General features: G+C 72.4%; 14 protein-coding genes. 8 read left to right on the top strand and 6 right to left on the bottom strand.

Features of this window, described 5'->3' with window-relative positions:
- Positions 1-5: 5 nt before the first annotated feature.
- The 3 genes from wecB to ACQP2Y_RS43080 all read right to left on the bottom strand — a co-directional run bounded on the left by wecB (position 6) and on the right by ACQP2Y_RS43080 (position 2,589).
- Positions 6-1,097, bottom strand: a complete 1,092-nt coding sequence (gene wecB / locus ACQP2Y_RS43090) for a non-hydrolyzing UDP-N-acetylglucosamine 2-epimerase (RefSeq protein WP_433722221.1) — start codon at positions 1,095-1,097, stop codon at positions 6-8.
- A gap of 149 nt (positions 1,098-1,246) precedes the next feature.
- Complete coding sequence (locus ACQP2Y_RS43085; RefSeq protein WP_433722219.1) at positions 1,247-1,933, bottom strand: hypothetical protein; 687 nt, start codon at positions 1,931-1,933, stop codon at positions 1,247-1,249.
- Between the two features lie 14 nt (positions 1,934-1,947).
- Positions 1,948-2,589 carry a class I SAM-dependent methyltransferase gene (locus ACQP2Y_RS43080; protein WP_433722217.1) on the bottom strand — a complete coding sequence of 214 codons (642 nt, stop codon included), beginning with the start codon at positions 2,587-2,589 and terminating at the stop codon, positions 1,948-1,950.
- 100 nt (positions 2,590-2,689) lie between these two features.
- On the opposite strand from ACQP2Y_RS43080, the gene ACQP2Y_RS43075 reads away from it, so the two are divergent.
- From ACQP2Y_RS43075 to ACQP2Y_RS43065, 3 genes are all read left to right on the top strand, one after another.
- The gene (locus tag ACQP2Y_RS43075) at positions 2,690-4,804 is read left to right on the top strand and encodes a glycosyltransferase family 4 protein (protein ID WP_433722215.1); all 2,115 of its coding nucleotides are present in this window, start codon (positions 2,690-2,692) and stop codon (positions 4,802-4,804) included.
- A 117-nt stretch (positions 4,805-4,921) separates the two neighbouring features.
- Entirely contained in the window at positions 4,922-6,496 is a 1,575-nt protein-coding gene (locus ACQP2Y_RS43070; protein ID WP_433722213.1) for a glycosyltransferase family 2 protein, read from the top strand.
- Between the two features lie 27 nt (positions 6,497-6,523).
- Positions 6,524-7,807, top strand: a complete 1,284-nt coding sequence (locus ACQP2Y_RS43065) for a nucleotide sugar dehydrogenase (RefSeq protein ID WP_360817299.1) — start codon at positions 6,524-6,526, stop codon at positions 7,805-7,807.
- A 48-nt stretch (positions 7,808-7,855) separates the two neighbouring features.
- Here ACQP2Y_RS43065 and ACQP2Y_RS43060 read toward each other — a convergent pair whose 3' ends face one another.
- The gene (locus ACQP2Y_RS43060; RefSeq protein ID WP_360817296.1) at positions 7,856-8,401 is read right to left on the bottom strand and encodes an acyltransferase; all 546 of its coding nucleotides are present in this window, start codon (positions 8,399-8,401) and stop codon (positions 7,856-7,858) included.
- 121 nt (positions 8,402-8,522) lie between these two features.
- Here ACQP2Y_RS43060 and ACQP2Y_RS43055 point away from each other — a divergent pair, with 121 nt between their 5' ends.
- The 3 genes from ACQP2Y_RS43055 to ACQP2Y_RS43045 are packed head-to-tail and all read left to right on the top strand — an operon-like array spanning position 8,523 to position 14,732.
- A complete protein-coding gene (locus ACQP2Y_RS43055) occupies positions 8,523-10,628 on the top strand; it encodes a bifunctional glycosyltransferase/CDP-glycerol:glycerophosphate glycerophosphotransferase (protein WP_433722210.1) in 2,106 nt (701 codons plus the stop codon).
- Positions 10,621-14,055: a CDP-glycerol glycerophosphotransferase family protein gene (locus tag ACQP2Y_RS43050; protein WP_433722208.1), complete on the top strand. Its 3,435-nt coding sequence runs from the start codon at positions 10,621-10,623 to the stop codon at positions 14,053-14,055. The genes ACQP2Y_RS43055 and ACQP2Y_RS43050 overlap by 8 nt, the downstream gene beginning before the upstream one ends.
- Positions 14,052-14,732: a GOLPH3/VPS74 family protein gene (locus ACQP2Y_RS43045; protein ID WP_433722206.1), complete on the top strand. Its 681-nt coding sequence runs from the start codon at positions 14,052-14,054 to the stop codon at positions 14,730-14,732. Before ACQP2Y_RS43050 ends, ACQP2Y_RS43045 begins: the two co-directional genes overlap by 4 nt.
- Before the next feature lie 36 nt (positions 14,733-14,768).
- On the opposite strand, the gene ACQP2Y_RS43040 is transcribed toward ACQP2Y_RS43045, so the two are convergent.
- The gene (locus ACQP2Y_RS43040; RefSeq protein WP_433722204.1) at positions 14,769-16,418 is read right to left on the bottom strand and encodes a phospho-sugar mutase; all 1,650 of its coding nucleotides are present in this window, start codon (positions 16,416-16,418) and stop codon (positions 14,769-14,771) included.
- Between the two features lie 27 nt (positions 16,419-16,445).
- Positions 16,446-18,398 carry a protein kinase domain-containing protein gene (locus tag ACQP2Y_RS43035; RefSeq protein WP_433722202.1) on the bottom strand — a complete coding sequence of 651 codons (1,953 nt, stop codon included), beginning with the start codon at positions 18,396-18,398 and terminating at the stop codon, positions 16,446-16,448.
- A 228-nt stretch (positions 18,399-18,626) separates the two neighbouring features.
- On the opposite strand from ACQP2Y_RS43035, the gene ACQP2Y_RS43030 reads away from it, so the two are divergent.
- Positions 18,627-20,198, top strand: coding sequence for an acyl-CoA mutase large subunit family protein (locus tag ACQP2Y_RS43030; RefSeq protein ID WP_433722200.1), 1,572 nt, complete (start codon positions 18,627-18,629; stop codon positions 20,196-20,198).
- 190 nt (positions 20,199-20,388) lie between these two features.
- Positions 20,389-21,648, top strand: a complete 1,260-nt coding sequence (locus tag ACQP2Y_RS43025) for an amidohydrolase (protein ID WP_433722198.1) — start codon at positions 20,389-20,391, stop codon at positions 21,646-21,648.
- The last annotated feature ends 130 nt before the right edge of the window (positions 21,649-21,778 follow it).

The raw sequence follows: 21,778 nt of genomic DNA, 5'->3' as shown, positions 1-21,778 counted from the left end.
GTGGGTCAGCGAGCGGCGAAACGCTCGGCCAGCACCTCGACGACCCGCTTCGCCGCGGCGCCGTCGCCGTACGGGTTGCCCCGCTCGGCCTGCGGGGCGGGGCGGGTGGCCAGCGCGGTCCAGGTGTCGCCGAGGCCGGCCGGATCCGTCACGAGGTGGTTCCAGCCGTCCTCGAGCGTCTCGACCCATTCGGTCTCGGTGCGCAGGGTCGTGCACGGCCGGCCCAGGAGGTAGGCCTCCTTCTGCAGGCCGCCCGAGTCGGTGACCACGCCCGCGGAGCCGAGCACCGCGGCCACCATCGACGCGTACGGCAGGGGCGTGCCCACGTGCACGGCGCCCTGCTGAAGCTTCAGGCCCTGCGCCTCGGCCCGGGCCACGAGCCGCGGGTGGGCCAGCAGCGCCACCGGTACGGGCAGCTCGGCCAGCGCGCCCAGCAGCTGCGACAGCCGCCGCGGGTCGTCGGTGTTCTCCGCGCGGTGCAGGGTGGCCAGCAGGTACGGCTGGGCGGGGTCGATGCCGTCGGGCAGCGCCGGAGCGGGGTGCTTGCCGGCCAGGACGTCGTCGCGGACGCGGTAGCAGACGTCGACCATCACGTCGCCGACCAGCTCGGTCCGGTCACCCAGGCCCTCGGCCCGCAGGTGGCGGACCGCTTCCTCGGTGGGGGCGAGCAGCAGGTCGGCCGCGTGGTCGGTGAGCACCCGGTTGTGCTCCTCCGGCATCCGGCGGTTGAACGAGCGCAGCCCGGCCTCCAGGTGCGCCACCGGGATGTGCATCTTGACCGCGGCGACGGCGCCGGCCAGCGTCGAGTTGGTGTCGCCGTAGACCAGCACCCAGTCCGGATTCTCCCGCTCCAGCACCGGGTCCATGGCGCTGAGCACCGCGCCGGTCTGCACGCCGTGGCTGCCCGAGCCGACCCCCAGGTGCACGTCGGGGTCGGGGATGCCGAGCCCGGTGAAGAACACGTCCGAGAGGTTGACGTCGTAGTGCTGTCCGGTGTGGACGATCACGTGCTGGTGGCCGGTGCCGGCGAAGGCCTGCGCGATGGGCGCCAGCTTCACCAGCTGTGGCCGGGCGCCGACAATGCTCAAAACCTTCATCGCAGTCTTCTCCGTGGGATCAGGAAACCGGCTGGTCGAGTTCGACGGCCACCCTACATGCCCGGCCGGGGTCAGGCTTCCGGGCACGAGGCCTCGGGCGGGACGGCGCGCTCGCCCTGCACGACCGTGGTGCCGACCCGCACGGGGGTCTAGGCGCGCAGGTCGGCGATGTCGTTGCGAGCCCGGGCGAGCCGGCTCTCGGCCTTGGCGATCGTGGCGTCGCGGGCCGCGACCTCCTTCTCCAGCTGCCGGATGCGCTGGTCCTGCGCCTTGATCCGGTCGGCCGCGTCGGCCAGCTTGCTGCGCAGCGGCCGGCTGAGCAGGTCCTGGAACACGAACTCACCGGTGAGCCTCAGCAGGGCGCGCAGGTCGGGGCTCTCCCCGTCGAGCACGACCGGCGTGTCCGTCAGGTGCGTGCGCAGCGGCGCGAGGCGGTCGACCCGCGCGGTCAGGACGGCGCAATGCGCTCCGTGCCGCGAGACCTTGTCCAGCGGTACGACCTGGAGCACCTGGCAGCCCGCGGCGACCAGCTCGTCGAGCAGCCGGTGGTAGGGCAGGGCGGGCACCGGCCAGCCGAGCAGGAGCAGCGCGCGGCCGCCGACGGGCAGCTCCCGCAGCGCCGGGGCGACCGTCTCGACGTCGACGTGGGCCTCGGGCTCGGGACCCAGGAAGGCGGTCACCACGGTGCCGGCGTCCATCTTCCCGCCGTCGGGCACGTACGCCCGGTACGCCTCGGCCGGGGCCCGCAGCAGCTCGCGGAGGGCCTCGCCGTTCTCGCTCACCTCCACGACGGTCGTCACATCGCCGACGAGGGGAAGCAGTTCGTGAATGAGCATGTTGACGCCGATCCTCAGCCGATGCGGGTGAAGGTGTAGAGCCCGATGGGGCTACGCCGGAAGCGGTACGGCTCCCAGCCGTCGAAACGCAGGCCGCAGGCGTCCAGCAACGGCAGGTACTTGTCCCGCCCGCGGACCACCTGGTAGTTGCCGTACACGTGGTCGCCGTCCTCGCCCCAGTCGCCGATGACGAGCTTGCCGCCGAGCCGGACCAGCGAGGCCAGGTTGCGGGTGGAACGGGCCCATTCCGTGTCGTCCAGGATATGGAAGAGCACGTCGACGGTGAAGACGACGTCGTACAGCCAGGGCGTGCGCCAGCCGGAGAGAGTGGTCCGGTGGTATCGGGGGCCGCCGCCCAGTTCCCGGCAGTGCGCGATGGCCGCCTCGCTGCCGTCGATGCCGTCGACCTGGTGACCGAACTTGGCCAGCTCCCGGCTGAAGTAGCCCTTGCCGCAGCCCGCGTCGAGCAGGTACATCGGCGCAACCGGGTTGTTGTGCAGACCGACGCGGTCCATGAGCATGGTGAGCCGACGCTGGTAGAACATATAGTTGGTCGCCTCGTCGAACGAGATGTCGCCGCCCGACCGCAGATCGGTCTCCTGCTGGTGGCGCTCGTTCCAGTACTTCGAGGCTTCCGCGTCGGTGAGAAGCGTCATGACATGATCCACTTTCGCAGCGGGAGCAGGTGACGCCAACCTGCGCAGAGTAGTACCTCGGTGCGGGCCGCGGTCATCAACTTCGGAGAAATGAGGCTGGATGTCGCGCCGGACCGTGGTCTACCTCGCGCTCGGCAGCCGGCGGATCAACGCAGCGCTACGGCTGAGCGCCCAGGCGGCCGCCAACGGTGCCGCGGTGACGCTGGTCGTGCTCGACGGACCGGCCTGGTCCGCTGTCGAGCCACCGCCCGGAGTGGAGCTGCGCCGCTTGCCGGACCGGCGCGCTGTCGCGGCGTTGCTGGCGGGCAGCGCTCTGCCGGCGGGTGCCGCCGTGGTGGCCGGCGATGTGCCGGCACTGGTCGCGGCCTGGGGCGTGGGACGCCGGCGGCGCGACGTCACGGTCACCGTCGAGCCGGACGCCGAGCGCGGCCGCCGGCCGCAGCCGGCCGACCTCGCCGTCGTGACCCCGTGGTATCCGGGCCCGAACGACGACTTCGCGGGCGCCTTCGTCCGGGCTACCACCGACGCGGTGCGTTCCGGCGCGGGCACGGTCTCGACCCTGCACAGTGAGGGCTGGTTCTATCCGCGCGCGGAGGCGTCGCCGGACGCGGTCGACGCGGTCACCGACCGGCTGGCCGCGCGGGCCGGCTTGGTCGTCGTCCGGGACACGCCGCAGGGCGAGCTGTGCCGGGTGGCGGTGCCGAGCCTGACCACCGGTGGCTACCCGCAGTGGATCGACGCCCACGTGCGCGCCGTACGGGCCGCGCTGCCGACCGGCCGGATCGAGGCGCCGGTCGTGCACGCCCACACCGGTCTCTACGGAGGTGCTGTGGCGGCCGCGCTGGCCCGGCCGGAGGCCCGCGTCGTGGTCACCGAGCACGCCACCTTCCTCCCGCGGGTGCTGGGCAGGGCCGGCGTGCGCAGCCGGTACGCCGCCATGCTCAACCGGGCCGACGTGGTGCTGTGCGTGGGTGGCAGCCTCCGCGACTACCTGTGCGCCGAGTTCCCCCAGCACGCCGCCAAGGTCCAGGTCGTGCCCAACCCGATCGACTTCGCCGGCTTCGCGGTCCGTCCCGAGCCCGTGACCGAGCTGAAGAGGTGGCTCTACGTCGGGCGGCTGATCGAGCACAAGGGCGTACGGGGCCTGCTGGAGTCCTTTGCGATCGCTGCGGCCGCGGATCCGTCCCGGACGCTGACCATGGTGGGGTCCGGCCCGCTGGCCGAGGAGCTCGGTCACCGCGCGGCCGAGCTGGGGCTGGCCGGCCGGGTCCGGCTGCTGGCCCCGGTGCCGCCGGATCAGGTCGCCGCGCTCATGCACGACCACGATCTGCTGGTGCACCTGAGCAGCAAGGAGACGTTCGGCATGACCGTCGTCGAGGCGGTCGCCACCGGGCTGCCGGTGCTGGTGGCCGCCAGCGACGGACCGCGGGAGACGATGGCGGGCCTGTCCGGCGTCGCCGGCCGGCTGGTCGAGGTGGACTGCCCGCCGGAGCGGGTCGCCGAGGCGTTCGACGAGCTGGTCAAGGAGCTGCCGCAGCTTGATCTCGCGGCCGCGCGGGAGGCCCTGCGGGAGCGGTACGGCACCACGGCCGTCGCCGCCCAGCTGCAACGGTGGTACCACGAGCCGATCACCGGAGTCACCGAGCCGGCCTTCACGCCCGGCGACCGGATCGTCGTGCTCGTCACCGACGCCACCGCCGCCGCGCGGGTGCGTGCGGCGCTGCCGCATGCGGTCGCCGCCGGGGCGCAGATCGACGTGCTGACCACGGTGGACGGCATCACGGGCGGAGCCGGGGTCACCGTGCACCGCTTACGGGCCGGCGCCGGCCTCGAGCGCATCCGGCATGCCGAGGATGTCGTTGTCCGGAAGGCACCGGGAAAAGTTGTCGACGGTCTGCTGAACGTGGCCCGCCGACGGCCGGAACCGGGCTGGGAGGTGCTGCTGCGCCGCGCCCGCCGGCTGCATCGCCGCGGTGCGCGCAAAGCGGAGGCCGTCCTCATCGGTCCCCGGTGGGTGCGCAAGCGTTCCGACGCGCTCTGGTCGGAGCTGCGCGGCGAGCTGCCGCGTCTGGACCTGGCCCGGGCGCGCTACGTGGTGGCCGCCGGGCCGGTCGCCCGGGAGCTGGCCGGCCGCCTCGTCGCGGGTCACCCCGGCGTGGTCGTCACCGGGTCCCTCGATCAGGTGCCCGGCAGCGGTACGGGGCCGGGAAAGTAACCGATCGGCATAATGCAGGAAACGCCTGCTTAGCGAAGAGGTTCTAGCGGTACGGGCGAGCGGGGGTGTCATAGACTCCCGTCGTCTTTCAGACTTGAGGTGCCGGGGAGGCGCGTAGTGGGTGGGCCCGACGTCAGTGTTGTGGTGGCCGTGTACAACACGATGCCGTACCTGACGGAGTGTCTGCGCTCGCTGGTCGACCAGAGCATCGGGATCGACCGGCTGGAGATCCTCACCATCGACGACGGGTCCACCGACGGCAGCGGCGCCGAGCTGGACCGCTGGGCGGCGGAGTATCCGGGCACCTTCAAGGTGCTGCACCAGGAGAATTCCGGCGGTCCGGCGGGCCCGAGCAACCGCGGCCTGGACCTGGCCACCGGCCGGTACGTCTTCTTCCTCGGCGCCGACGACTACCTCGGCACCGAGGCGCTGCAACGGCTGGTCACCGCGGCCGACGAGCTGGAGGCCGACATCGTGCTGGGCCGCCTGGTCGGCGCCGGCGGCCGGGTGGTCAACCAGGCCGTCTTCGCCCCGGGCAACCGCGACGACATCACGCTGGTCAACTCGGCGCTGCCCTGGGCGCTGTCCAACACCAAGCTGTTCCGCCGCTCCCTGCTGGAGGAGCACCACATCCGCTATCCGGAGGAGCTGCGCTCCGGCAGTGACCAGCCGTTCACCATCCGCGCGGTGATGGCGGCCCGGCGGATCGCCGTCCGCGCCGACTACGAGTTCTACTACGCGGTGCGGCGCACGGACTCCAGCAACATCACGTACCGCACCTCGCTGTCCGGCTTCGTGCAGGACGCCGCGCTGATCATGGACACGGTCGCCGACGTCATCACCGACCCGCAGGCCCGGGACGCGGTGCTGCGCCGGCACTTCACCTGGGAGCTCGGCAAGCTGCTGGGCAAGCGGTTCCTCGAGGCGGACCAGGAGGAACGGATCCGCGTCCAGGAGGGGGTCCGCAAGCTGGCGGACACGTACCTGACCGAGGAGATCCGGGCCGACCTGGACGTGCGGCACCGGATCCCGCTCAGCATCGCCCAGTACGGCACGGTCCAGGACCTGCTGACCGTTGCGAAGCACTTCGCCGAGCACGGCCTGTCACCGGTGGTCGCCGAGGGTGAGCGCTACTACCTGAACTTCCCCGGCTTCCGGGACCCGGCCCTCGGCTTCCCCGACGAGTGGTTCGACGCGACCTCGCACGTCCGCCAGCTCGTCCACCAGACCGGCCCGGCCGACGTGCGCTGGGGCCGGACCCCGGACGGCCGGCGCGCCCTGCTGGTCGGCTGGCTCACGTCCCTGCCCAACCTGAACAGCGGCGACGGCCCGGCCCCGCAGGTGACGGCCGGTGACCTCCCGGCCACCCTCACCGAGTCAGCCAACGACGACGACGGCGGCACCCGGGTCCTGGGCTATCTGACGATCGACGATATCGTCGCCGGGCAGACCAAGCGGCGGCAGCGCCGGCGCGTGCGCTTCAGCTGGACCACCCGCGGCGAGTCGTACAGTCTTCCGGTGACCGCGTTCGACCTCTCGCGGGCGACGCGTATCCTCCATCGGCGTGGCCTACGTTTTCACCTCGTCGGCGCCGAGCTCGACGAGAAGGCCAGGCTGCACGTCGTGAGCACCACCGTCACCCCCCGCCGGATCGCCGGCCGTCTCGCGCGCCGGCTCCGCCCCAAGCGCTGACCCGCGCCAAGGAGGATGTACCCCAGCATGAAGATCTGTGTCGTCGCCCTGGGCAAGATCGGGCTGCCGCTCGCCGTCCAGTTCGCGTCCAAGGGGCACACCGTGATCGGGGCGGACGTCTCCGAGCCGACGGTGCGCACCGTCAACGACGGCCTGGTGCCCTTCCCGGGTGAGGCCGACCTCGATGTCAAGCTCAAGCAGGCGGTCAACGCCGGTCTGCTGACGGCCACCACCGACACCGCGGCCGCCGTGGCCGAGGCCGAGGCCGTGGTCGTGGTGGTGCCGCTGTTCGTCGACGGCGAGGGCGTGCCGGACTTCGGCTGGATGGAGTCCGCCACCCGCGACATCGCCCGTGGCCTGCGCCCGGGCACGCTGGTCAGCTACGAGACCACCCTCCCGGTCGGCACCACCCGCACCCGCTGGGCGCCGCTGCTGGAGCAGGGCTCCGGCCTGGTCGCCGGGCGCGACTTCCACCTGGTCTTCAGCCCCGAGCGGGTGCTCACCGGCCGGGTCTTCGCCGACCTGCGCAAGTACCCGAAGCTGGTCGGCGGCGTGGACGCCGCGTCGGCCCAGCGCGGTGTCGAGTTCTACGAGGCCGTGCTCGACTTCGACGACCGGCCCGACCTGGACCGCCCGAACGGCGTCTGGGACCTCGGTTCGGCCGAGGCCGCCGAGCTGGCGAAGCTGGCCGAGACCACCTACCGCGACGTCAACATCGGGCTGGCCAACCAGTTCGCCCGGTACGCCGACACCATCGACGTCGACGTCAACCTGGTCATCGACGCCTGCAACACCCAGCCGTACAGCCACATCCACCGGCCCGGGATCGCGGTCGGCGGGCACTGCATCCCGGTCTACCCGCGGCTCTACCTGTGGAACGACCCGTCGGCCACGGTGGTCCGCTCGGCCCGCGAGGCCAACGCGGCGATGCCGGCGTACGCGGTCGACCTGCTCGCCGCCGCGGTCGGTGACCTCGACGGGCTGGGCGTGCTGGTGCTCGGGGCCGCTTACCGGGGCGGGGTCAAGGAGACGGCGTTCTCCGGCGTCTTCCCGGCCGTGGAGGAGCTGCGGCGCCGCGGCGCGAAGCCCTACGTGTCCGACCCGATGTACTCCACCGCCGAGCTGACCGCCCTGGGCCTGCCGCCGTGGAACGGCGAGGAGCTGGGCGCGGCGGTCGTGCAGGCCGACCACGCCGAGTACCGCAGCCTCACCGCCGCGGACCTGCCCGGCGTCAAGGTGATCGTCGACGGCCGGCGCACCACCGACCCGGAGCGCCTCGAGGGCATCCGCCGGATCGTCATCGGCGGCTGACGTGCGGTCCCGGGGCGGCTCCGGCCGCCCCGGGCAACGTCCGGCCGCTCAGCCCCGCTCGATCTCGCGGCTGACGATCTCGCCGCTCTCGTCGACCCAGCCCTTGGGCCGGGCCGGGTTGCCCGCCACCAGCTGGTAGGGCTGGACGTCCTTGGTCACGACCGAGCCGGCCGCGATCATCGCGTACTCGCCGACCTCGATGCCGCAGATCAGCGTGGCGTTCGCGCCGATCGAGGCGCCCCGCCGGACCAGCGTCGGGGTGATCTTCCAGTCCGGGTTCTGCGCCCGCGGCCGCAGGTCGTTGGTGAAGACCGCGCACGGGCCGACGAAGACCTCGTCCTCGATCGTCACGCCCTGGTAGACCGAGACGTTGTTCTGAATCTTGACGCGGCTGCCCACGACGGCGTTGGCGTCGAGGTAGACGTTGCGCCCGATCACGCAGTCGTCGCCGACCACGGCGGACGAGCGGACGTGCGCGAGGTGCCAGACCTTGGTGCCGGCGCCGAGCGTGGCACCCTCCTCCACGTCCGCGGAGGGGTGCACGAACGGCGGCCGGGCGCCGGCGGCATCGGTGTCATTGTGGGTGTGATCCATCAGAGCAGTGTGAGCCCTGAGGAGCGCGCAGCCGAAATCGGGGAAACAATTCCGGAATCTCGCCGGTGCTAATCTGGGCGTTCTCCTCTCCAGACCTCGTACGGACGGCCCGCGCACCGCTATGACCATGATCAGCGTCGTCGTTCCCGCGTGGAGCGTTCAGGGATATCTCGCCGAGGCGCTGTCCTCGGTCCTCGATCAGCAGACGGTGGACGCCGAGGTGATCGGCGTCGATGACGCGTCGCCCGATCACAGCGGCGAGGTCCTCGACGAGCGGGCCGCCGGCGACTCCCGGTTGACTGTGGTGCACCTCACGACCAACGGCGGCCCCGGCCCGGCCCGCAACGCCGGCCTGGAGCAGGCCACCGGCGAGTACGTCTGGTTCGTCGACGGTGACGACCGGATCGTGCCCGGCGCGCTCGCCGCGGTGGAGGCCCGGCTGCGCGAGGAGAAGCCGGACGTGCTGGTCGTCGGGGCCGCGCGGGAACGGTGGAACAGGTCGGTGTCCGGCTGGCGTACGCCGGAGTCCGCGGCCACCGGTGCTGAAGCGTTGACCCGGGCAGCCCCTCCGCTCGGCGCGCTCATCGTGCGCCGGCAGTTCCTGCTCGACTCCGGCATCCGCTTCCGCCCGGGCTGGTACGAGGACGTGGCTTTCGCGTACGCGGTGCTGGCCGAGGCGGGCACTGTCACGACCTTCGAGCCGGCCTGTTACATCCGCCGGCTGGACCGCGACGGTTCGATCCGCACCACCCGCTCGCCTCGGCACGCCGACGCGGTGGTGCAGTACGACGACGCGCTGAGCCGTCCCGTGGTCGCCACCGCGTCTCCCAAGCTGCGCCGGCGCGCGCTGGACCGGGCCGTCACCGAGCTGCTCACGATCGTCGAGGACGACACCCGTACGCCGCGTTCGGCCCGCCGGGCGATGTTCACCGCGGTGTCGGACCTGCTGCGCAAGCACGAGGCCGGGGCCGCCGCCCGTCCCGGTGGTGCCGCCGGGCTGCGGCTCAAGCTGCTCGCTGCTGACTCCTTCACCGCCTACCGGGCGTTGCGCGGCGTGGCCGGCGTGGCGCGCTCGGTCCGCCGGGTGCCGCGTACGGCCAAAGCCCGCCTGCGCAAGCCGGCCCTGCGCTGGTACTACAAGTGGCAGCTGCGCCGCCCGATCGACGAGAGCCTGGCCGTGTACGCCGCGTACTGGTATCGCGGTTATGCCTGCAACCCGGCCGCCATCTACGAGAAGGCCAAGGAGCTGGCCCCCGGCGTCCGTGGCGTCTGGGTGGTCAAGCGGGGGCACCGGCCGCTGCCCGAGGGCGTCGACCACGTCATCGCCGGCAGCCGGGCCTACTACCGCACCATCGCCCGGGCCAAGTATCTGATCAACAACGCCACCTTCCCGCCGGAGGTGGTGAAGCGGCCGGGTGCGGTCCACGTGCAGACGCACCACGGCACGCCGCTCAAGACGATGGGCCTCGACCAGCCGAAGTTCCCGGCCTCCACGGTCAGCTTCAACGCCGAGCGGATGCGCCGCAACATCGCCAAGTGGGACTTCAGCATCACCGCCAACCGGCACACCACCCTGCTCTGGGACCGGCAGTTCCCGATCCGGGGCGAGACGCTGGAGACCGGCTATCCGCGCAACGACCGGCTGGCCCGGGCCACCGAGTCCGACGTCGCGGCGGCCCGCGCCGAGCTCGGCATCGCGCCCGGCGAGCGGGTGGTGCTGTACACCCCGACCCACCGCGAGTGGCACGCGACCTTCACCCCGGTGCTCGACGTCGACGCGCTGGCCGAGGCGCTGGGCCCGGACACCCGGGTGCTGCTGCGCGGCCACTACTTCTACGGCCTGGCCGGCTTCCCGGCCCTGCACCCGCGAGTCACCGACGTGTCCGCGTTCCCCACGGTGGAGACGCTCTACCTGGCCGCCGACGCGCTGATCACCGACTTCTCCTCGGTGATGTTCGACTATGCCGTGCTGGACCGCCCCCTGATCATCTTCGCGCCGGACTGGGAGATCTACCGGGCGGTGCGCGGCGTCACGTTCGACCTGGAGACCGAGCACCCGGGCACGTTCACCCGGACGTTCGACGAGCTGGTGGCCGCGTTCCGCACCGGCCAGGTGGACAGCCCCGAGGCCACCGCGGCCCGGGCCCGCTTCCGGGCGCGGTTCTGCGCCCTGGAGGACGGCCACGCCGCCGAGCGCGTGGTCCGGCGGGTGTTCGCCGATGTCTGAGCCGATGTCCGAGCGGGTCCCCGGGCTGGTCAGCGTCATTGTGCCGATCTACAACGTCGAGCCCTTCCTGCGTGACTGCCTCGACTCGCTGCGCGCGCAGACCTACGCCGACCTCCAGGTGCTGATGGTCGACGACGGCAGCACCGACGGGTCCGCGGCCGTCGCGGCGGAGTTCGCGGCGGCGGATCCCCGGTTCGAGCTCATCCGGCAGGCCAACGCCGGGCTCAGCGCCGCCCGCAACGTGGCCGTGCCGGCCGCGCGGGGCGAATACCTGGCCTTCGTCGACAGTGACGACGTGCTGGCCGCGCACGCGTACGAGCTGCTGGTGCAGGCGCTGGCCGGCGGCGCGGACTTCGCCAGCGGTGCCGTACGGCGGTACTCCTCGCGTGGCGCGTACCGCGGGGCGCCGCACAACGAGGCGATCGCCACCACCGACCTGAACACGCACGTCACCCGCCGGCCGGAGCTGCTGCGCGACCGCACGATCTGGAACAAGCTGTACCGCCGCTCCTTCTACGACGCGCACGGCTTCGAGTTCCCGGTCGGCCGGCTTTTCGAGGACGTGCCGGTCACCGTGCCGGCGCACGCCCTGGCCACCAGCGTCGCGGTCGTCAACGAGCCGATCTACTTCTGGCGGGTCCGCGAGGGCGCGGTCCGCTCGATCACCCAGTCCAACAACGACCTGCGCAACCTGGTCGACCGCTTCTTCTCTGTCCAGCTGACCCGCAAGCTGCTCACGGACGCCGGCCAGGACGAGCTCCGCCGGGTGTACGAGGAACAGGCGGTATGGGACAAGCTCAGCAGCTACCTCAGGTTCCTGCCGGCGGCCTCGCCGGAGTTCCGCGAGACGTTCATGCAGCTGGCCACGGATTATCTCGCCGAGCTCGACCCGGGAGCGGTCGACCGGCAGCCGGCCAAGGTCCGCAAGCACTGGCAGCTGATCCGTGACCGCCGCCTCGACGACCTGGTCGAGCTGATCGACCGCGGCTTCCGTAAGCCCAGGGCGGCATCGCAGCGCCCGCTGGAGTCCGCGGTCCGCAGCCTGGTCTGGCGCGACGGCCGTCTGGAGCTGACCGGCTACGCCTACGTGCCCGGTGGCCCGCCGCGCCGGTTCGGCTCGATGCGGCTGCTGTGGCTCTCCAGCGACGGCGGCCGGCGCCGCCTCCCGCTGCGGGCGCGGGCCCACCGTGATCCCGAGGCCCGCCCGGCCGAGCAGGCCGCGGGCTTCACCGTCTCGATCGATCCGGCCGTGATGCGCAACGGCAAGGTCTGGCGCAGCGGCAGCTGGACGGTCGCGGTCGCCGCCGCCCGCGGCATCACGGTCCGCCGCGCGGGCCTGCGGATGCCCGAGGGCTGGAGCGATCCGCTGCCCCGCAAGCAGCTGGAGCCCGGTGTCTGGGTCGCCCCGATCGAGACCAAGGGCCGGCTGCGGCTGCGGATCAGCAAGTCGGACGGCTGGCTCACCGCGAGCCACCGCGACGGCGACGATCTGGTGCTGCGGGGCATGCTGCGCAGCCGCCCGGCGGGCCCGGTCCGGATCGAGCTGAGCCGGGTCCGTGGCATCGTCACGCACCGGGTGCCGGCCGAGGTGAGCCCGGTCCCGGACGGCTTCGCTTTCACCGCGCGCCTCCCGCTGGCCGGCATCGGCCTCGACGTCACCGACGACAACCACGCCGCCGGCCTGTACGCCCAGCGCTTCCAGATCGACATCGTCGTCCGGGACAAGCCGGTCCAGCTCGTCGCCGACGACGGCTACGAGCCGCTGCGGACAGTGCGGGGCACCGACGAGGTCTACACGGCCGTCTCGGCCGCTGGTCACGTCTTCCTGCGCACCCGCCCGGCCGGCCCGGTGGTGACGTCCGCCGGCTGGCGTCCCGACGGTGCCCTCGTGCTCAGCGGTGACAGCCCGGAAGACATCGAGGGGGAGCTGCTGCTCCGGCTGCGCGGCCGCCGCAAGGACCTCAGCCTGCCGCTGCGGGCGGTGGACGGGCGCTGGCAGGCGGTCGTCGACCCGGCCGCGATGCCCGGCCTCGCCGGACCGTTGCCGCTGGTGGCGGGCATGTGGGATCTGTCGTTCCGGTCCGCTGGGGTGCACCACCTGACCATCGCCAGCCTCGGTTTCACCGGTGCGGTCACCGCGGGCCTGCCGACCTCGGCGACCACCGCCGACGGGGTACGCACGGTGCTGCGCTCGGCCGGCGAGGAACGCACCGTCCTGGTCGTCGAGACCCCCGAGCCCGACCCGGCCGAGCAGGACCGTCTGCGCGCCGCGTACGCCTCGCCCGGTGCCCGGCCCGCCCTGCGGGACGCGGTGCTCTTCGACGCCGCACCGGGCCGGCGCTTCGCCGACGACCCGGCCGCTCTGCTGGCCGAGCTGACCCGCCGGCCGCAGGCCCCGGCCGCCCACTGGACGGTCGAACGTGGCCAGCCGGTGCCGTCCGGCGCCGAGCCGGTCACCCACGGCAGCGAGGCCTGGTACGCCGCCCTGACCACCAGCCGCTGGATCGTCACCAACGACGACCTGCCGCGCTGGTTCCGCCCGGCCGACGGTCAGGTGGTACTCCGGCTGGCCGGCGGCTGGCCGATCGCCCGCTCCGGAGCCACGGCGGTCGCCCACCCGCTCGGCCAGGAGCTGATCGACCAGCTCGACTCCGACGCGGCGAGCTGGACGGCCCTGGCGTCGCCGGGCCCCTCGGCCACCCCGGTGCTGCGCCGGGAGCTGCGGTTCGGCGGCCCGGTCCTGGAGTGGGGACGCCCGGCCGACGACCTGCTCACCACCATGGACGCCGAGACCGCCCGGGCCGCGGTGCTCGCGCGCCTGGCGCTGCCCGCCGACACCCGGCTGATCCTGTACGCACCCACCCGGCGCCCGATGGACTGGCGCAAACGGGGCTGGAGCGACCCCGGCAAGCTGCTGGACCTGCCGGCCGTCGTGGCCGCCCTGCCGCCCGGCCACACGTTGCTCGTCCGCCGGCATCCGGCGCTCGGCGACGACGTGCTGGGCCTGGTGCCCGGGGTGCTCGACGTGTCGGGATATCCGCAGGTGGGCGAGCTGCTGCTGGCTGCCGACGCGCTGATCACCGACTACTCGACCCTGCTGGCCGACTTCGCGGTCACCGGCCGGCCGGCCCTGCTCCACGTGCCCGACCTGGCGGAGTTCCAGGCTTCTCCGGGGCTCAATGTCGACCTCGGCACCGTGGCTCCCGGGCCGCTGCTGAGCACCTCCGCCGAGGTGGCCGCGGCGCTGGGTGCACTCGACACCGTCGCCGCCGAACACGCGGGGGCAGCCAAGGCGTTCGCGGAGACATATGCGACCGCGCGGGACGGCCGGGCGGCCGAGCGGCTGGTCGACTGGTTGCTCGCGGCCGGCCGAAAGGGGAGTGGCAGTGGAGGTGACGTGACTGAGGCCACTATCGTTTTGCCATGACCTCCATCGCGCTCGCTGAGGAACTCCTCCTCCTCGCGTACGACGACCAGACCGGCAAGGCGACCGGTTCCCGCATCGGGCTCGACCTCGGTATGTCCGCGGCCGTGCTGGTGGACCTCGCGCTGGCCGGCCGGATCGCCTACGTGAACGGCAACCTCGTCGTCAACGACCCGACCCCGATCGGCGACCCGATCGCCGACCTGGTGCTCGCCAAAGCCGCCGCGGACGACCCGCACACCCCCGCGCAGTGGGTGCAGCGGCTGCGCCACAACCTCCGTAACCGGGTCCTGCAGGACCTGATCGAGCGGGGCGTGGTGCGTGACGTGGACGAGACCCAGATGGGTCACATCCACGTGCACCGCTATCCGACCGCGGACCCCGCGTTCGAGGCGGAGATCCGCAAGCGGCTGGCCGAGGCGCTGATCACCGACGCCCCGCCGGACGAGCGGACCGCGGCCCTGGCCACGCTGCTCGTGGCGACCCGGATGGAGCCGGCCCTGCGGCTCCCGCCGGAGGAGGCCGCCCGGGCCCACCAGCGGCTGGAGCAGATCGCCAGCGGGGCGGGCTTCTCCGGCTCCATGAACCTCGAGGACTCGATCGTGCGCCCGAGCGTCGCCCTGGTGGTGGCCACCCTGAGCCGGGCGATCATCACGGCGCTGGGTGCCCCGAAGGTCTGACGAGCGGGACCGGGGCCGCCCGCGGCCCCGGTCGACTCAGGCCAGGCCGAGCGCGGCGGAGATCTCCGGGCGCAGCCCGCTGTCCATCGCGGCCACGGCACGTGACCGGGCGGCGGTCAGGTCACCGTCGGTCACCGGCTCGACCACTTCCAGGTACGCCTTGAGCTTCGGCTCGGTGCCGGACGGCCGGATGACCACCCGGGCCCGCGCCGTCCGCAGGGTCAGCACGTCGGCGTCCGGCAGCCGGTCCTCGACCTCGGTCACCGGGTCGCCGAGCAGGCTCTTCGGCGGGTCCTGACGGATCCGGGCCATGGTGCTCGTGATCAGGCCGAGGTCCTCGACCCGCAGCGAGACCTGCCCGGTGCGGTGCACCCCGAACTCCGCGTCCAGCTCGTCGAGACGGTCGGCCAGCGAACGCCCCTCGGCCTTGAGCGTGGCGGCCAGGTCGGCCACGGTCACCGCCGCGGTGATGCCGTCCTTGTCGCGGACCAGCCCCGGCGCGACGCAGTAGCCCAGCGCCTCCTCGTAGCCGTACGCGAGCTCCTCGGCGCCGCGGACGATCCACTTGAAGCCGGTCAGGGTCTCCGCGTACGGCACGCCCCGGGCGGTGCAGAGGGCCCGCAGCAGCGTCGAGGAGACGATCGTGGTGGCGTACGTGCCCGGCACGCCGCGCCGGATCAGGTGGTCGGCGAGCAGCACACCCAGCTCGTCCCCGCTCAGCGGCCGCCAGCTGCCCGGCTCGGTGCCGGGGATCGCGATGGCACACCGGTCGGCGTCCGGGTCGTTGGCGATGGCCAGGTCGGCGCCGGTCTGCCCGGCCAGGGCCAGCAGCAGGTCCATCGCGCCCGGCTCCTCCGGGTTGGGGAACGCGACAGTCGGGAACGCCGGGTCCGGCTCGGCCTGCTCGGCGACCACGGCCGGGGCGGCGAAACCGGCCGCGGCGAACGTCGCGGCGAGCACCTTGCCACCGACCCCGTGCAGCGGCGTGTACGCCACCTTCAGGTCACGGGGACCGGCGGCGACGACGGCGGCCGCGCTGTCCACGTACCCCTGGACGATCGTCTCGTCGAGGACCGTGCCGGGCTCACCCAGCGGGACCTCGGCCACGTGCCCGACCGCCTGGATGGCAGCCTCGATGCCCGCGTCGGCGGGCGGGACGATCTGCGCGCCGGCTCCGGCCGGACCGCCCAGCTGAGCGCCCAGGTAGACCTTGTAGCCGTTGTCCTGGGGCGGGTTGTGACTGGCGGTGACCATGACCCCGGCCACGGCGTCCAGCTGCCGCACCGCGTACGCCAGCACCGGCGTCGGCAGCGGGCGGGGGAGCAGCAGGGCCGCGCGCCCGGCCGCCGTGGCCACCCGGGCGGTCTGCTCGGCGAAGTCGCGGGAGCCGTACCGGGCGTCGTACCCGATGACCAGCGGTCCCTGCCCGCCCTGCGCGCCCAGCCAGCCGATCAGGCCGGCCGCGGCGCGGGTGACCACCGCGAGGTTCATCCCGTTCGGCCCGGCCCGCAGCCGGCCGCGCAGCCCGGCCGTGCCGAAGGTCAGCGGGCCGGCGAACCGGTCGGCGAGCTCGTCGGCGCTCTCCGGGAGCCGCGCGAGCAGCTCCCGGATCTCGTCACGCGCGGCCGGGTCGGGATCGTCGGCCAGCCAGGTCTCGGCCAGCCCGCGGAGATCGTCAGTTGCCATGCTCTGTGGATAGCACGGCCCGGCGGGTCAGCTCGACTTGAGGGCGAAGGTCTTGGCCATCTCGTCGAAGTACTGCTTGCTGTCGGCGAACTTCGCCTCGGTGGTGGTGAGGTAGAAGGAGTACATCTTGCCGTCGGTGGTGGTCTGCCGCCAGATCCCGTGCCGCATGGTGTCGCCCTCGCCGCAGGTGTACTCGAACTGGGCGGCGGGCAGCCCGGAGATCTCGACGTCGGTCGTGCCCAGGTGCTTGAACGGCTTCGGGCAGGCCTTGGACTTCTTCAGCGTGCCGGGCGCGGTGGTGTCGGCGAACTTGCGGGGCGCGATCGAACCCTTCTCGACCAGCACCCGGACCTTCGTCGACTTGTCCTCGGGGTTGATGTAGTCGACCCAGTTGCCGGTCGCGGCGCGGTCCCAGGCCTTGGGCACCTTGACCGTGACGGCCTTGTCACCCCGGTAGTCCTGGGTGGCGAACGAGGCCGGCACCACCTGGTTGGCCGCGGGCGGCTGGTCGGGCGGGGTGCCGGGGTCGTCGCCGCCGGTCAGGGAGAACACCAGCACCAGCAGCACGACCACGGCCAGGGCGCCACCACCGGCGGCGAGCTGCGTGTTGCGCGGCCAGCCCTTCACCGTCGTGACGGCCTTGTCGGTGGTGCGGCGCACGGTGGCGACCGTGTTGTCGATCATCGCGCGGCGCTTGGCCGCCGGGCTGGTCACCACCGTGCCGGGCAGGGGGTCGCGGGCCGCGCGGGCACCGTCCCACTGCCGGCGCGGGGGCAGCACGCTGGTCTCGTCGCTCTCCGAGCCCCCGGACGGCGGGATCACGCTGGTCCGGTCGTTGTCCATCTGCGGCGGAGGCGGGTAGGCCCCGGTCGGGGCACTGGCCGCGGCGGCCTCGGCGGCGCGACGCCGGCCACCACCGCTGCCCTGCTTGAGCTCGGCCAGGCGCCCGGTCAGCGACTCGCCGGGCGCGAGCATGGCCCGGCCGCCGATCTGGCCGGAGGGCTTCGGCTGCGCGGGCGGGATCGGCTGGGTCTCGGCCGCCGGCGGGCGCTGCGACGGGACCACCGAGTACGGGTCCGTCATCATGTGCGGCGGGGCCTTGCTGGCCAGCGGGCCGGCGAGCTGCTGGCGCAGCATCGTCCGGGCGGTCGGCACGTCGAAGCGGCGGGCCGGGTCCTTCTCCAGCAGGCCCATCAACACCGGCGTCAGCGAGCCGGCGCGGACGGCCGGGGTCGGCGGGTCCTCGACGACGGCGTGCATCGTCTCGATCGGGTCACCCTTGTCGAACGGCGGCCGGCCCTCGATCGCGGTGTAGAGCGTGACACCCAAGGAGAAAAGGTCGCTGGGCGGCCCGAAGTCGCTGCCCATGGCCCGCTCGGGCGAGATGAAGTGCGGCGAACCGAGCACCATGCCGGGCGTGGTGAGCTGCACGTCGGTGGGCATCCGGGCGACGCCGAAGTCGGTCAGCACGCAGCGGCCGTCGGTGCAGATCAGCACGTTGGCCGGCTTGACGTCGCGGTGCAGCACGCCGTGCGCGTGCGCCACCTCGAGCGCGCCCAGCAGGGCGATGCCGATCTTGGCAACCACCCGCGGATTGACCGGGCCGTCCTCGATCACCATGTCGGCGAGGCTGCGCGCCTCCAGCAGCTCCATGACGATCCACGGCCGGCCGTTCTCGTGCACCACGTCGTAGACCTGCACGACCGCCGGGTGCTGCAGGGCGGCCGCGGCGCGGGCCTCGCGCATCGTGCGTTCGTACATCGAGTCGCGGTCACTGGGCGCCAGGCCGGGCGGGAGGATGACCTCCTTGATGGCTACGTCACGGCGCAGCAGCGTGTCCGCTGCCCGCCAGACCGTGCCCATGCCACCGTGCCCGACCGCGGCACGAAGTGTGTACCGCCCGCCGATGAGCGTGCCCGGGGCTGCGCGTCCGCTGGTCGGAGCAGAGTTGCCACCGCTCCAGGTCGGAATCTGAGTCACGTGAGATGCCACCGAAGGGGGTGTAGGGGCTGTCGGCCAACTCCGCTATCTTGCCGGTTCCCACCCCATTTCGGAAAGTCGCTGGAAGGGTGTTCTGTGGAACTCGACCGTGGGTAGCCACCCTGTCGCGTACGGTGGAACTTTTCGGACGCTGAGTGCAAAATCCCTCACCCCATCCAACCGGGCTGAAGGCTCTCCAGCGCTTAACGCTGCTTTAGGATCGCCCTTGTGAACGCAGAATCCGGGTTCGAGATCAAGCCGGTGTACCACCGCGACGACGTGGCCCCGGACGTCGACGAGCGGCTCGGTGAGCCCGGTGCCTATCCGTACACCCGGGGCGTCTACCCGACCATGTACACCCAGCGCCCGTGGACCATGCGCCAGTACGCCGGCTTCGGCACCGCGGTGGAGTCCAACGCCCGCTACCACCAGCTGCTGGCCGCCGGCACGATGGGCCTGTCCGTCGCCTTCGACCTGCCCACCCAGATGGGCTACGACTCCGACGACCCGATCGCGCACGGCGAGGTCGGCAAGGTGGGCGTGGCCATCGACTCGATCGACGACATGCGGCAGCTGTTCGCCGGGATCCCGCTCGACAAGGTCTCCACGTCGATGACGATCAACGCGCCCGGCTCGCTCCTGCTGCTGCTCTACCAACTGGTGGCCGAGGAGCAGGGCGTGCCCGGGGCGGCGCTGACCGGCACGATCCAGAACGACATCCTGAAGGAATACATCGCCCGGGGGACGTACATCTTCCCGCCCAAGCCGTCGCTGCGGCTGGTCGCCGACACGTTCGCCTACTGCCGGGCCGAGATCCCGAAGTGGAACACCATTTCCATCTCGGGCTACCACATGGCCGAGGCCGGCGCGACGCCCGCCCAGGAGATCGCGTTCACCCTGGCCAACGGCATCGAGTACGTGCGCGCGGCGATCGCGGCCGGGCTCGCCGTCGACGACTTCGGGCCCCGGCTGTCGTTCTTCTTCGTCGCCCGCACCACGCTGCTGGAGGAGATCGCCAAGTTCCGCGCCGCCCGGCGGATGTGGGCCCGGATCATGCGCGACGAGTTCGGGGCGAAGAATCCCAAGTCGCTGATGCTGCGGTTCCACACCCAGACCGCCGGCGTGCAGCTCACCGCCCAGCAGCCGGAGGTCAACCTGGTCCGGGTGGCGATCCAGGCGCTCGGCGCGGTGGCCGGTGGCACCCAGTCGCTGCACACCAACGCGTACGACGAGGCCATCGCGCTGCCCACCCAGAAGTCGGCCCGGCTGGCCCTGCGCACCCAGCAGGTCCTGGCCTACGAGAGTGGCCTGGTGGACACCGTCGACCCGTTCGCCGGCTCGTACGTCATCGAGGCTATGACCGACGAGGTGGAGGCGGCGGCGACCGCGCTGATCGAGCGGGTGTTCAGCTACGGGTCCTCGGTGGACGCCATCGAGCAGGGCTTCCAGAAGCAGGAGATCGAGAGCTCGGCGTACCGGATCTCCCAGCAGATCGACAACGGCGAGCGGGTGGTCGTCGGGGTGAACCGCTTCACGAGCGACGAGGAGGAGAAGTACGTGCCGCTGCGCGTCGACCCGGCCATCGAGGCCGACCAGGCCGCCCGGCTCGAGAAGTTGCGCGCCGAGCGGGACTCCGCGGCGGTCGAGGCGGCGCTGGCCGACCTGCGCAAGGCGGCCGAGGGCACCGAGAACGTGCTGCCGCCGATGCGGGAGGCCTTGCGGCTGCGTGCCACCGTGGGCGAGGTCTGCACCACGCTGCGCGGGGTGTGGGGCGTGTACCGGCCCGTGGAACACTTTTAGAAGCGTCACCTCCGGTAATTGTCACCCGTTGTAGGAGATGGCGCCCGCACAGCGCTCTTATCAGGGCATTGGTAACACAGCGCGAGACGATCAATACGGGAATGACGTTGCACAGCGTCACCGGAACAGGTCTAAGCTTTCGCGCGTTGCGGAAACCGGTTCAAATGACGAGAGCGATAGAGAATCCGACGTGACGAGTGCATTGACCGTGCCCGACAGCTCACCCCAGGCCCCTTTCCCGGGGCCCCTGCCCGGCGCCGACCCGCTGCCCGGCCAGCTGGACCGCTGGCTGGCCGCCCGGGGCGCCGAGCTCGTGGCCATCCGGCGGCACATCCACGCGCACCCGGAGCCGTCGAACGCCGAGTTCGAGACCGCCGCCCTGATCGCGCGTGAGCTGGCTGTCGCCGGCCTCACCCCGCAGCTGCTGCCCAAGGGCAACGGCCTGATCTGCGACATCGGCGAGGGCGACCGGGTGATCGCCTTCCGCGCGGACCTGGACGCCCTGCCGCTGCAGGACACCAAGGACGTGCCGTACCGCTCGACGGTCGCCAAGGTCGCCCACGCCTGCGGTCACGACGTGCACACCACCGTCCTGCTCGGACTCGGTCTGGCCCTGGCCCAGCTCAACGAGCAGGGCGAGCTGCCCGGCCGGGTGCGGCTGATCTTCCAGCCCGCCGAGGAGTACGTGCCCTCCGGCGCCCCCGAGGTGATCGCCTCCGGCGCGCTCAAGGACGTCGTCGGGATCTTCGCGCTGCACTGCTACCCGCAGCTGCCGGCCGGCCTGGTCGGGGTCCGCTCCGGCCCGTTCACGGCGGCCGCCGACACCGTCGAAGTGCGCCTCACCGGCCCCGGCGGGCACACCGCCCGGCCGCACCTGACCGCCGACCTGGTGCACGCGCTGGGCCGGGTCATCGTCGACGTGCCCGCCCTGCTGGACCGGCGCGTCGACCCCCGCGCGGGCGTCTCCATGGTGTGGGGCGCGGTGCAGGCCGGCGAGGCGTTCAACGCGATCCCCGGCGAGGGCTACGTCCGCGGCACCGTCCGCATCCTCAACCGCGAAGCCTGGCGCGAAGCCCCCGAGCTGATCACCAAGCTGATCCGCGACGTGGTCGCCCCGACCGGCGCCGAGGTCGAGGTCAAATACAACCGCGGCGTGCCGCCGGTGATCAACGATCGGATGGCGGCCGCGGTGATCGCGGGCGCGGCCGGCGCGGCGCTGGGCGCGGACCGCGTGGTCGAGGCCGAGATCAGCATGGGCGGCGAAGACTTCGCCTTCTACCTGGACAACGTCCCGGGCGCGATGATCCGGCTCGGCACGGGCACGCCGGGCTCCGAGGTCAAATACGACCTGCACACCTCGAACTTCGACGTCGACGAGAAGTGCATCGGCTACGGGGTGCGCGTGATGGTCCACACCGCGTTGGCAGCCTTGTCGACGGGCGCTTTTTAAGATCCAACTTCATTGCCACGGTCCGTGCGGATAACTGACCGTCGCTCCCGCGGGGACCGGGCGAGGGTGGCCAATCGCCTAGCGGCTCATGGACGGCCACCCTCACCCTGCCAGGTCCGTGCTTTTTCCG

This window comes from Actinoplanes sp. CA-051413 (assembly GCF_050955795.1).
In the GTDB taxonomy this organism is placed as follows: Bacteria; Actinomycetota; Actinomycetes; order Mycobacteriales; family Micromonosporaceae; genus Actinoplanes.
This window is presented reverse-complemented; position numbering and strand designations above follow the sequence as displayed.

Bases quoted from the DNA above. Each gene is read 5' to 3' on its own strand.
- wecB (WP_433722221.1), bottom strand. From the start codon at position 1,097: ATGAAGGTTTTGAGCATTGTCGGCGCCCGGCCACAGCTGGTGAAGCTG.
- ACQP2Y_RS43085 (WP_433722219.1), bottom strand. From the start codon at position 1,933: ATGCTCATTCACGAACTGCTTCCCCTCGTCGGCGATGTGACGACCGTC.
- ACQP2Y_RS43080 (WP_433722217.1), bottom strand. From the start codon at position 2,589: ATGACGCTTCTCACCGACGCGGAAGCCTCGAAGTACTGGAACGAGCGC.
- ACQP2Y_RS43075 (WP_433722215.1), top strand. From the start codon at position 2,690: ATGTCGCGCCGGACCGTGGTCTACCTCGCGCTCGGCAGCCGGCGGATC.
- ACQP2Y_RS43065 (WP_360817299.1), top strand. From the start codon at position 6,524: ATGAAGATCTGTGTCGTCGCCCTGGGCAAGATCGGGCTGCCGCTCGCC.
- ACQP2Y_RS43060 (WP_360817296.1), bottom strand. From the start codon at position 8,401: ATGGATCACACCCACAATGACACCGATGCCGCCGGCGCCCGGCCGCCG.
- ACQP2Y_RS43055 (WP_433722210.1), top strand. From the start codon at position 8,523: ATGACCATGATCAGCGTCGTCGTTCCCGCGTGGAGCGTTCAGGGATAT.
- ACQP2Y_RS43050 (WP_433722208.1), top strand. From the start codon at position 10,621: ATGTCTGAGCCGATGTCCGAGCGGGTCCCCGGGCTGGTCAGCGTCATT.
- ACQP2Y_RS43045 (WP_433722206.1), top strand. From the start codon at position 14,052: ATGACCTCCATCGCGCTCGCTGAGGAACTCCTCCTCCTCGCGTACGAC.
- ACQP2Y_RS43040 (WP_433722204.1), bottom strand. From the start codon at position 16,418: ATGGCAACTGACGATCTCCGCGGGCTGGCCGAGACCTGGCTGGCCGAC.